The organism is Yersinia sp. FDAARGOS_228, assembly GCF_002073315.2.
GTDB classification, from domain to species: Bacteria; Pseudomonadota; Gammaproteobacteria; order Enterobacterales; family Enterobacteriaceae; genus Yersinia; species Yersinia intermedia.
In genome coordinates this window covers 4059443-4071798 of the sequence record NZ_CP020409.2, presented here as the reverse complement: position 1 = coordinate 4071798, position 12356 = coordinate 4059443, and the positions used below count along the sequence as shown (strand labels likewise).

Sequence of the window (12356 nt, the reverse complement as noted above, 5' to 3'; positions counted from 1 at the left end):
CCTCTGTGAGGCCGCTGCAAGCAGCGTTCAAATCTGCTCCTGGCAGATTTGTCACCCCAGTCACTTACTTATGTAAGCTCCTGGGGACTTACTCAGTTGCCGCCTTCCTGTAACTCGAATTATTTAGGGTATATTATTTTTCAGCATCAAGGTGTTCACTATCAATATTTTCACCATCAATATCTGGCGCTTTCTCTAGTGGTAGCGTGAAGCGGAAACTAGCACCGCCATCTTTATTGTTCTCAACCCAGATGCGCCCACCATGTACATCAATAATGGCACGACAAATGGCTAAACCCAAGCCGACACCAGGAATGGCTGACTCTTTGTTACCTCGGGAAAACTTATCAAAAATCAGCTGTTCTTGCCCAAGGGTTACCCCAGGGCCATTATCCCATACTTCTACATTTAACCAATCACCTTGTACTGCGGCCCGGATCCCCAGTAATGCCCCCTGACCGGCATATTTATGGGCATTTTCCAACAAATTGATAAACACCCGTTCCAGTAAGCTGCCGTCACAGTTGATCAACACCATTTCATCCGGTAATTCGACGTTGATGTGATGATGATTGAGGGCGGTTTCTAGCATATGCAGGGCGCTACCCACGATCTCTTCCAGTGATTGCCACTCTTTACGTAGATTAAACCCACCCGATTGAATACGCGCCATATCCAACAAGTTATTCACAAGTCGGGTGGTACTTAATACCTGCTGGCGGATTTGATTGGCTTGCGGCGCATGGCGTGAGCCTTCCGCTGCCAGATCCAGCGTCAATATTTCGGCTTGACCGAATAATACCGTCAATGGGGTCCGTAAATCATGAGATAGCGCCGCCAGCAGCGAGTTACGCAATTGTTCCCGCTCGGCATCCAGTTTTGCTAATTCAGCACTGCGCGCCAGATGTAGCCTTTCCAGAGCATTGGCGATCAGACTGGTAAAGGTTTGCAGCAAGCGCTGCTGCTCCGGCACCATTAATTGGCGCAGGTTGGCAGGTTCTATTGCCAGCACGCCAAAGGTTTGCTTGGAGGCGGTTAACGGTAATAACTGATAGGGGACACCGGGCAGGGTATCGGTACCGGCACCGGCCGGCGCGCCTTTGTCAAAACTCCAGCGGGCAATGGCGACATCAACAGAAAGTGCCCCGCCTTCGTCCGTGACGACTTGCTGCAAGCGACCATCTTCCTGTGGCAGTAACAGGTCAGTTTTCGCTTGAAAACTACTGGAGAGGAAATGACGACTGGTTTTGACAATATCCGCAGGTGTTAGGGCTCGGCTTAATCCGCGTGACATTTCATACAAATGTCTGGCGCGTTGTTCTCGATAACGAGCAATTCTGGCTTGATAGCGCACACCGGCAGTAAGATTACCCACCATGATACCGACAATCAGCATCACGGCAAACGTCACCAGATACTGCACATCAGTGACCGCCAGTGACCAATGGGGTTGCACAAAAAACAGATCGAAACTGGCGACATTAATCACTGCCGCTAAGACCGACGGCCAGCGGCCATAGAACAGCGCAATAATCACAACACCCAGTAAGTAGACCATCACCAGGTTGGCTTGATCGAAACCGGGGATGAGCCACTGCGATAACACCGTAATCAGTGCGCACAAACCGATGGCTGCCGCACAGCCACGTAGTTGCATCCGCCACTTTTCAGTGAAGGTACGAGAATCATTCTCTTTCACCACACTGGGAGGGTTATCGCCTTCCAGAGCAATAATCACCAAATCCAGATCTGGCCCCAGTTTGCCTAAGCGATCTGCAAAACTACCACGCAGTTTCCATTTTTTTTCCGTGCGGCGACCAATGATGATTTTACCCAGATTATGTTCTCGGGCGTAACGCAGTATGGCCTGCTCTTCACGGGGTTCTGACAGCGTAGCGGTTTCTGCTCCCAACTCTTGCGCCAATTTCAGTGTACGTAAAATGGCCCGGCGCTTCGCTTCCGGCAGGCCATGCAGGCGAGGTGTTTCCACATAGACCGCATGCCAGATACATCCGAGTCGGGCTGCCAACCGGGCAGCGGTTCGAACCAGTTTTTCGTTACCGCTGTTATGACCAATACACAATAAGATGGCATCACGGGTATGCCAGACACGTTCGCGCCCCTGAGTGTCTCGGAAGGCACGCATCTGATCATCAACCCGATCCGCAGTACGGCGCAGTGCCAGTTCACGCAGGGCGATTAAATTGCCCTTACGGAAGAAGTGCTCGATGGCTCGCTCCGCCTGGCCCGAAATATAGACCTTGCCTTCATTTAGCCGCTGGCGCAGGTCATCGGGAGGGAGATCGACCAAAACCACTTCAGTGGCTTCATCAAACATATGGTCGGGCACGGTTTCCCGCACCCGGATACCTGTCACGCCACCGACCACATCATTCAAACTTTCCAGATGTTGTACATTGACGGTCGTCAGTACATCAATACCTGCATCCAGCAGTTCTTCAACATCCTGCCAGCGTTTGGGATGACGCGAGCCATAGGCATTACTGTGCGCCAGTTCATCCATCAGGATCAGTGCTGGGTGGCGTGCCAGTGCTGCATCCAAATCAAATTCACGAACGTGACGATTACGGTGGTGAATTCGCTTTTGCGGTAGGATGTCCAGCCCTTCCAGCAGCGCCGCAGTTTCGCTGCGCCCGTGTGTTTCTACCACGCCAACCAATACATCCAGCCCTTGAGCCCGCAGGCGCTGAGCCTCTTGCAGCATGGCGTAGGTTTTACCCACCCCCGCGCAGGCCCCGAAAAAGACTTTCAGCCGGCCACGGGTTTTCTCATTGGCTGCTGCGAGCAGGCTGTCAGGGTCTGGGCGGGTTGGTTCTGCATCCACCATGTTATGTCCTTAAGATTTTGCCGGGTTAGCCGGTACTTTTACCGGGCTTTGGGCATCCAATGCCATATTCAGGCTCAGCACATTGACTACGGATTCACCGAAGAAATTTGGTGTCGCTTTTTGTACATTGCTGTCAATCAACTGCTTCACCTCAGACAATGGCATTTGGCGCACGCTGGCGATACGGGGAGCCTGATAATAAGCCGCTTCCAGTGAAATACTTGGGTCCAGGCCACTGCCTGATGCTGTCACCAGATCAACCGGGACTGGGCCTGTTTGTGCCGGGTTAGCCTGACGCAGTAATGTTACTCGCTCACTGATAACCTGATCCAGTGCGGGATTGCTGATGGACAAATTACTACCACCAGAGGCCATTGGATTATAAGGCATATCTGCCGTTACCGATGGGCGGCCGGCAAAATAGCCCGGCTGAGTAAAGTTTTGGCCTAGCAAGGTAGAGCCGACAACTTCATCACCCAGCATCGCCAGTGAACCGCGCGCTTGCTCGGCAAACATCAATTTTGCCAATCCAGTGGTCAGCAAAGGATAAGCTATCCCGGTGATAAGTGTCAGTAATATCAGTAGAACCAGTGAAGGTCGCAGGTATGACATGGATATTGCCTCTCTATTCGGTCTTAATAGCGGCCACGAGCAAAACACGCCGTGGCCATTGCACAACATTGATTACTGCGCTTTTAGCTCATCATCAGGGCGGTCAGTACCAGATCAATCAATTTGATACCGACAAACGGCACCAATAAACCACCCAGTCCGTAGATCCATAAGTTACGGCGCAGCAGTGCCGCAGCACTCATCGCCTTATAACTCACCCCTTTCAGTGCCAACGGGATCAGGAACACAATCACCAACGCGTTAAAGATGACCGCCGACAGTATGGCCGATGCAGGTGAGTGCAACTGCATGACGTTCAGGGCATTGAGCTGTGGATAGGTGGCTGCAAATGCCGCCGGAATGATGGCGAAATATTTAGCAACGTCGTTGGCGATACTGAAGGTGGTCAGCGAGCCGCGGGTCATCAGCATCTGTTTACCGATATGCACCACTTCAATCAACTTGGTTGGGTTAGAATCCAAATCCACCATGTTGCCCGCTTCTTTCGCCGCTTGTGTCCCCGAGTTCATGGCTACGGCAACGTCAGCCTGCGCCAGTGCCGGGGCGTCGTTGGTGCCGTCACCGGTCATCGCCACCAATCGGCCTTCAGCCTGATACTGGCGAATCAAGGCCAGTTTGGCCTCTGGCGTGGCTTCCGCCAGGAAATCATCCACACCCGCTTCGGCGGCAATAGCTGCTGCTGTCAGGCGGTTATCACCAGTGATCATCACTGTTTTGATGCCCATTTTGCGCAGTTCAGCAAAACGTTCTTTGATGCCACCTTTGACGATATCTTTCAGCGCAACCACACCCAACACCCGTGGTCCATCGGCAACCACCAGTGGCGTACCACCGGTACGGGCAACGCTTTCCACCGCATCTTCCACTGCCCGTGGGAAATGGCCCTGATTGGATTCCACATGGCGGCGGATAGCATCCACTGCGCCTTTACGGATCATTCGGTCTTGCACGTTCACGCCACTCATTCGGGTTTGTGCCGAGAAAGGCACAAACGTGGCATTTAGGCTGTGCAAGTCACGTTCACGCAGGTTAAAGCGCTGTTTAGCCAATACCACGATACTGCGGCCTTCTGGCGTTTCATCTGCCAAAGAAGAGAGCTGTGCGGCATCGGCCAGTTGTTGTTCAGTAACGCCCGGCGCAGGTAAAAACTCAGATGCCTGGCGGTTACCCAGCGTGATGGTGCCGGTTTTATCCAACAACAGCACATCAACGTCACCAGCAGCCTCTACCGCACGCCCGCTGGTGGCAATCACGTTGGCCCCCAACATCCGGCTCATCCCGGCAACCCCGATGGCTGATAGCAGGCCACCGATGGTGGTGGGGATCAAACAAACCAGCAACGCCACCAATACGGTAATTGTTACCGGTGAACCGGCATGATTGGCCTCAACACTGAACACCGAGAACGGATAGAGCGTTGCTGTTGCCAGTAAAAAGACGATAGTCAGTGCCACTAACAAAATGGTCAGCGCCACTTCGTTAGGGGTTTTACGCCGCTTCGCACCTTCAACCATGGCGATCATCCGGTCCAGGAAGGTTTCACCGGGGTTAACGCTGCACTCAACCACCAACCAGTCGGACAGTACGCGGGTACCGCCGGTTACGGAAGAGAAGTCACCGCCGGATTCACGGATAACCGGAGCTGATTCGCCAGTAATGGCGCTTTCATCAACGGATGCGCCGCCTTCCAGCACTTCGCCGTCACAGGGCACAGTATCGCCAGCTTCAATCAGCACCACATCGCCTTTGCGCAAGCTATCAGCAGAGACTTTTTCCTGCGGAGCATCCACGCGGGCTTCTGACAGTTTTTTAGCCCAACTGGTTTTTTTCACCCCACGTAGACTTTCTGCCTGCGCTTTACTGCGCCCCTCGGCCAATGCTTCGGCGACGTTGGCAAACAGTACGGTAAACCACAGCCACAGGGCCACATTGCCAGTAAACATGGCGCTACCAGTGGCCTGGCCGCTTAATATGGCCAGCCAAATCAGGGTGGTCAGCCAGCTCCCCAGATAGACCACGAACATCACTGGATTACGCCACTGGACGCGCGGATCCAGCTTCTTCACGGCATCTATCAGCGCAGTACGAACCAGTGCAGGTTCAAAAATCGCGCGTTGTTTGCGTGTCATAGTCATTCTCTCATCAAAGTGCTAACCAAATTTGCAGATGCTCAGCAACTGGACCTAAGGCCAGCGCTGGGATAAAGGTCAATGCGCCGACCAATAACACCGTACCCACCAGCAAACCGATAAATAGCGGGCCGGCGGTTGGCAGCGTGCCATTACCCGCAGGTTGCCGTTTCTTGGCGACCAGAGAACTGGCAATCGCTAATACCGGCAGAATCACGCCAAAGCGGCCAAGGAACATGGCGGCAGCCAGCAGCAGGTTATAAAACGGTGTATTGACACTCAGGCCAGCAAAGGCGCTGCCGTTATTGTTGGCCGCAGAGGAGAGGGCGTAGAGAACTTCGCTAAAACCATGCGCACCGGGGTTAAGAATCCCCGCCCGCCCGGCATCAGTGCAGAGCGCCAGTGCGGTACCCAGCAGCACGATAGTTGGGGTGACCAGAATGGCCAGCGCGGTCATTTTCATATCAAACACGTCAATTTTCTTGCCGAGATATTCAGGAGTACGGCCAATCATCAAACCGGCAATAAACACCGTCAACAGCACGAATAACAGCATGCCGTACAAACCAGAACCGACACCGCCGAACACCACTTCGCCAATTTGCATTAACCACATTGGCACCATGCCACCCAGTGCAGTAAAGGAGTCATGCATGGCATTAACCGCACCACAGGACGCGGCAGTGGTCACCACGGCATAGATGCTGGTGGCGAGAATACCGAAACGGGACTCTTTACCTTCCATATTGATATTACTGTCGGCACCTAACTGAGTTAAATGTGGGTTACCGGCCAGTTCGGCATACATCACGACGACCACTGCCACCACAAAGATCAGTGACATAGCCCAGATAAGCGCATGGCCTTGGCGGTTATCCCCCACCACCTGACCGAAGGCGAAACAGAGCGCACAGGGGATCAGGAAAATGGCCAACATCTGGACAAAGTTGCTAAATGCAGTTGGGTTTTCAAATGGATGTGCAGAGTTAGCACCAAAGAAGCCCCCGCCGTTGGTCCCCAGTACTTTTATCGCCTCCTGTGATGCCACCGGCCCCATTGGTAGGGTCTGTTTTACCCCTTCTAATGTGGTGATGTGCAGGTAGCTATCCAGATTCTGTAATACCCCTTGGCTGACGAAAATCAGCGCGATAATCAGCGCAATCGGCAGTAAGACATATAAGGTGATGCGCACCAGATCGACCCAGGCATTTCCCAGTGTGTGGGCAGAGTGGCGGGCAAAAGCACGGATCAGAGCAAAAGCGACGGCAATGCCCGTTGCGGCAGAGAGGAAGTTCTGTACCGTCAGACCAGCCATTTGACTCAGATAACTGAGGGTGTTTTCGCCGCTATAGGCTTGCCAGTTGGTGTTAGTGACGAAGCTGACAGCCGTATTTAAGGCCAGATGCCATGACATACCCGGCATATTTTCAGGGTTCAGCGGTAACGAACCTTGAGCCATCAACAGCGTAAACAGCAGGACAATACCCAGTAAGTTAAAGCAGAGAATGGCGAGCGCATATTGCCAGCCGTTCATCTCTTCATTTTTTACACCGCTACAACGCCATAAACCGGCCTCGATCTGGCGCAACGGGGCAAAGGGTTCGCCTTCGATTATGCGAGCCAAAAAGCTCCCCAACGGACGGGACAGCACCAACAACACCAGCATGAAGCTGGCGATAAGCAGAAATCCTGACGCTGCCATTTAAAAATCCTCCGCATTAAACAAGGCATAAACCAGATAGCCCAGAAGCAGTAGAACCAGCAGCGCACCACTAATGATGCTGAAACTCACGATACACCTCCACAGCGCTTATTTTTGATAACAACAGCTTATGAAGTCATACGAAAAGTTCCTGATAAAAAAAGGCCGTGAGGTGTAAAAAAAGTATAAAAACGGTCAAAAAATAGACATTAAATGCGTGTAAATTGAGTAGTGGCAGCGTAGCACTGCCAATTCTGGCCCTTGAAGGGTTAGCACTGAGTCAGTACATATAATTTGCCAATTGGTAAATAGTACATAACGGTAATGTAACTAACGGTTGGTTTTAAGTTAACCTATCTGTAACAAAATTACAGGATTGACAATTTATTCCGGTTTTTTACGTAATTAAGTGGTCGGATGAGTGGTAAACTTTCAACCAATGCGGTAAAATTTTGTCCAGTTTCCATTTTTGTTTATTTTATTTTTAACGCCAAGCTGTAAATCGACCCTCTGTTTAGTGGAGTTGGCTGTTACACGAAGGCGTTTTAAAGGAGGATCACTATGTCCATGTACAACGCATATCCATTACATCAGGTTCTCTTGCGCCGGAGCGCAGCGATTCTGGTCGGAGTATTGGCACTGCCGGTAATGCTTTTCCGCAAAGACCGTGCCCGTTTTTACAGTTACCTGCACCGTGTTTGGGCTAAAACCAGCGATAAACCGGTATGGTTAGCGCAATCTGAATCGGCGGCGCAAGATTTTTACTGATATAAATCAGTTGTTTATAATTAGGTAAAGGTGTCGTAAAATTAATGGCCCGTGAGCAAACACTCACGGGCTTTTTACTGTCTGCGATACCTGACAGAGATATAAAGGTATCAAGCAATAACGTGGTTCTCGGGCAACAACTGTTATGCTGTGATGAGAAAAGCTGCCAAGGCCAAGGGAGAATAGAATGCTGGAGAGTAATCAGGTAACGCACAGTATTGAGTACCGTCATGCGCGTGATGAACTCGATGCGTTATGTGCATCAGGCATAACGCGTGGCAAACTGATGGATTTTCATAGCTGCTATAAGTTAGTGCTATTGGCGCATTCACAGCCTGAATATCGCGAAATTGGTCCTTTTATTGCCTCAATGGATAGGTGGTCATCATTAATTGAGTTTACTGCTGAGTATCGCCAGCGTTTACTGCATTTGTTGTCTCATCAACCCACGCCCGCCAATCACACCAACGTATTAATGCATGTACAGGGCTATTTTCGGCCTTACCTTACGTCAACGCAACGTCAGGCATTAGCACAACTTATCGACCAGTATCGGGTAGGTGAGTTGCCTTTGAGTGCCCCCATTGACCAAATAAATGCTTATTTGCTTGAGTTCCCAAATGATTATTTGGCCGGGCAACGCTATTTTACGTTTTACTCGGCACAAGGATAAGGTATGGCGACGCATCTGATCTGGTTTCGCAATGATTTACGCATAACGGATAATCTGGCGTTGCATGCCGCTTGCCAAGATCCGCAAGCCACTGTGATTGCGGTATTTATCGCGACCCCTGCACAATGGGCCGCACATGATATGGCTCCTCGGCAGGCCGCATTTCTGCTGCAAAATCTACAACAGTTACAGCACGCACTGGCTATCCGGGGGATACCGCTACACTATCACCAGTGTGATGACTTTCAGGATTCCATTATCTGGCTGGATGATTTTTGTCAGCAACAGCAAGTCGATGCGCTATTTTTTAACCAACAATATGAGTTAAATGAACAACTGCGAGATGGGGCGCTAGTCACGCGGCTCAATCATCGGCAAGGAGCCGGTCACACCATTACCTGCCACCGTTTCGATGACAGTGTGTTATTGCCGCCAGGCAGCGTCCTGACCGGTAATAATGAGATGTACAAAGTATTTACCCCGTTTCGCCGTGCTTTTATTCAGCGTTTAATGATGAGTGAATGCCGCTGTGTCCCTGCGCCAAAAATACGCGATAGCGTGGCTGTTATGCCATTACCGCTGCTCCCGTTTGACTATCCACAACAGCCGGTAGACAACCAATTATTCCCGGCAGGCGAAGAGGCTGCATTGCAACGCTTGCGCAGTTTTTGTCGTGAGCAGGTTCAGGACTACCAGTTACAACGTGATCTGCCCGCAGTGGCAGGGACCAGTTGTCTGTCACCTTATCTGGCGCTGGGGGTACTTTCACCCCGCCAATGTTTTAACCGCCTGTTGGCAGAATGCCCGGCATTGTTGGAAAATACCGACGGCGGTGCTTTTACTTGGCTTAATGAGTTGATCTGGCGTGAATTTTATCGTCATTTGTTAGTGGCTTATCCGCGTTTATGCCGCCATCGTCCCTTTATTGACTGGACTGATGGCGTAATATGGAATCACTCAGAGCAACAATTAATCGCCTGGCAGCAGGGGCGGACAGGTTACCCTATTGTTGATGCAGCTATGCGGCAGTTGAATGAAACCGGCTGGATGCATAACCGCCTGCGGATGATCAGCGCTAGTTTTCTGGTTAAAGACCTGTTGATCGATTGGCGACACGGCGAACGCTATTTTATGTCCCAACTATTGGATGGGGATTTGGCCGCCAATAATGGCGGCTGGCAGTGGGCTGCCTCAACGGGTACTGATGCTGCACCGTACTTTCGTATTTTTAATCCCACCACCCAGGGCGAGCGTTTTGACTCGAACGGCGCTTTCATCCGCCGCTGGCTACCTGAGCTGGCGGGGGTGCCAGACAGTGATATCCATCAGCCATGGCGTTGGGCGCAGCGGCAACAGCAACATCTGGATTACCCACTACCGTTGGTGGATCATAAGCTGGCCAGATTGGCTACACTCGCGGCATTTGAAGCCGCTAAGCGGGATGGCCGCAAGGACCCCTAATCACCAGGAGCCTGCATGTTTTTGACATATATTTCGACTAAATTCTGTGTTTCAACTAAAACCCATGTTTTAACGAAACCCATGTTATGCGCCAATAAGATAACCCATATGGCGCTTAACGCCGGGCTGATTTTATCGTTTAGCCTATATAGCTCGCTGGCAACGGCCGGTTTCGAGGTGGTGGCACTGGGGGTTGATGGTGGTGTCAGCGATGGCAATCTGACATCTTATCTGATTCGTGACGATAGCCAGCCGGTCTACTTAGCTCTGGATGCCGGTTCAGTGTTGCCGGGGATTGCTAAAGCACTGGAGAAGGGGGCCTTCCCCGAAATTACCGATGAAACTGCCGCCCCATTGACACGTCAGGGTTATATCTTCCGCCAGCGCATCAACAGCTATTTTCTTAGTCATGCCCATCTGGACCATGTTTCCGGCCTGATTATCGGTTCGCCGCAAGACAGTAAAAAGACTATTTATGCCTCGGCAGACACGATTGATGTGTTGCGGAACTACTATTTTAACTGGCGTGTCTGGCCTAACTTTACTGATAGCGGCAGCGGTACCCGGCTGGGAACCTATCGCATGCAAATGGTGCGGCCAAACCAGCCTCTGAGCCTGGGGTTAACCCGTTTGACGGGGGAAATGTATCCACTGAGCCATGATAAATCACCTTCTTCTATGTTGTTGATCAGTAGTAATAATCAGTCATTTGCCTATTTTGGTGATACTGGCCCGGATGAGATGGAAAAGTCGAAGAATCTGGATACGGTGTGGCGTAACCTGGCCGAAAAGGTTAAACAGCAGCAATTGAAAGGGATGATAATTGAAGTTTCTTTCCCCAATGACGTTGCTGATAATCAGTTGTACGGCCATATGACGCCAAAGTGGTTGCTGAAAGAATTGAAAAATCTGGAGAAATACAGCGGTGAAGGCCAACCATTAAAGGGGCTGCCGGTGGTTATCAGCCATATAAAACCTTCATTTCAACAGGGGCAGGATGTGCGTAAAACTATTGCCGCTGAGCTGCAACAAGGCAATGATATGGGGGTTGATTTTATCCTGATGGAGCAAGGCGATAGCCAGCGTTTTTAACTACCCATTTATATTTTTTGAGGCTGATGAAATGCGCAATACCGAACTGGAAACTCTACTCAATAACCAACTGAATATATCGGCTTTCCAAGACTATGCACCCAATGGTTTGCAAGTTGAGGGGCGCGAAAAGGTCAAGCGCATTGTCACCGGCGTGACCGCCAGCCAGGCACTATTGGATGCTGCGGTTGGGCAACAGGCCGATGCTATTTTGGTTCATCATGGTTATTTTTGGAAAAATGAACCGGTCGTGGTGCGTGGAATGAAACGTAACCGGCTGAAAACATTGCTCACCAACGATATCAATTTGTATGGCTACCATTTGCCACTGGATGCTCATCCTGAATTAGGCAATAACGCGCAATTAGCTAAATTACTGGGTATTCGGGGGCTGGGGGAAATTGAATCTTTCTTACCTTATGGTGAGTTTGATGCACCGCTAAATGCAGTGACCTTACGTGAACGGCTGGAAACGCTGTTGGGCCGTGAGGTATTACATTGTGGTGTTCACGCACCGGCTGATATACGGCGCATTGCCTGGTGTACCGGCGGCGGGCAGGGATACATTCAGCAAGCGGCAGAATTTGGTGTTGACGCATTTATCACTGGTGAGGTTTCAGAGCAAACAATTCATATTGCCCGAGAGATGGGTGTGAATTTTTATGCGGCGGGGCATCACGCCACTGAGCGCTACGGCATCAAGGCGTTAGGTGAATGGTTGGCTAGCGAACATCAATTTGAAGTTATCTTTATCGATATCCCCAATCCCGCCTGACCATTATGCAACATTATGCACTGGTAATAAGTATCGGTGCATAACCTGCTGTTGGCATCCCCTCTCTGAGACGCAATTAAACCGCATTTAAAACAAAGCTTTATTCGCTATCTGGCTATTTAAAATTATCATCTGGCCATGGTTGGATGATAAATCGGCAGTTTTTAAGAAAATTCCCGCTTTATAGTCTGATTCTCAATAAGAAAATAATTGGTTTTTTACCATTATCCTTATTAAAAAACGCTAAAAAATGCTTTTTTTAGGCGTTAATTTCA

The 12356-nt window shown here is 50.6% G+C and carries 10 protein-coding genes; 5 read left to right on the top strand and 5 right to left on the bottom strand.

The window, feature by feature from the left end:
* Positions 1–133 precede the first annotated feature (133 nt).
* From kdpD to A6J67_RS18885, 5 genes are all read right to left on the bottom strand, one after another.
* The gene (kdpD, locus tag A6J67_RS18905; RefSeq protein WP_050288821.1) at positions 134–2848 is read right to left on the bottom strand and encodes a two-component system sensor histidine kinase KdpD; all 2715 of its coding nucleotides are present in this window, start codon (positions 2846–2848) and stop codon (positions 134–136) included.
* A 9-nt stretch (positions 2849–2857) separates the two neighbouring features.
* Complete coding sequence (gene kdpC, locus A6J67_RS18900) at positions 2858–3460, bottom strand: potassium-transporting ATPase subunit KdpC (protein ID WP_005188890.1); 603 nt, start codon at positions 3458–3460, stop codon at positions 2858–2860.
* Between the two features lie 83 nt (positions 3461–3543).
* Positions 3544–5610 (bottom strand): potassium-transporting ATPase subunit KdpB, encoded by a 2067-nt coding sequence (gene kdpB, locus A6J67_RS18895; RefSeq protein ID WP_042569396.1) that lies wholly within the window; start codon positions 5608–5610, stop codon positions 3544–3546.
* Between the two features lie 13 nt (positions 5611–5623).
* On the bottom strand, positions 5624–7312 hold the full coding sequence (gene kdpA, locus A6J67_RS18890; protein ID WP_005188896.1) for a potassium-transporting ATPase subunit KdpA: 1689 nt from the start codon (positions 7310–7312) through the stop codon (positions 5624–5626).
* A complete protein-coding gene (locus A6J67_RS18885) occupies positions 7313–7402 on the bottom strand; it encodes a K(+)-transporting ATPase subunit F (protein ID WP_032907040.1) in 90 nt (29 codons plus the stop codon).
* A 471-nt stretch (positions 7403–7873) separates the two neighbouring features.
* Between A6J67_RS18885 and A6J67_RS18880 the strand changes: the two genes are divergently transcribed.
* From A6J67_RS18880 to A6J67_RS18860, 5 genes are all read left to right on the top strand, one after another.
* Complete coding sequence (locus tag A6J67_RS18880) at positions 7874–8080, top strand: YbfA family protein (RefSeq protein ID WP_032907042.1); 207 nt, start codon at positions 7874–7876, stop codon at positions 8078–8080.
* A gap of 187 nt (positions 8081–8267) precedes the next feature.
* Positions 8268–8753: a YbgA family protein gene (locus A6J67_RS18875; protein WP_050088226.1), complete on the top strand. Its 486-nt coding sequence runs from the start codon at positions 8268–8270 to the stop codon at positions 8751–8753.
* 3 nt (positions 8754–8756) lie between these two features.
* Positions 8757–10214: a deoxyribodipyrimidine photo-lyase gene (phrB, locus tag A6J67_RS18870; protein WP_050088225.1), complete on the top strand. Its 1458-nt coding sequence runs from the start codon at positions 8757–8759 to the stop codon at positions 10212–10214.
* An 81-nt stretch (positions 10215–10295) separates the two neighbouring features.
* Entirely contained in the window at positions 10296–11306 is a 1011-nt protein-coding gene (locus tag A6J67_RS18865) for an MBL fold metallo-hydrolase (RefSeq protein ID WP_005188914.1), read from the top strand.
* A gap of 31 nt (positions 11307–11337) precedes the next feature.
* A complete protein-coding gene (locus A6J67_RS18860; protein ID WP_005188917.1) occupies positions 11338–12081 on the top strand; it encodes a type 2 GTP cyclohydrolase I in 744 nt (247 codons plus the stop codon).
* Positions 12082–12356: the final 275 nt, after the last annotated feature.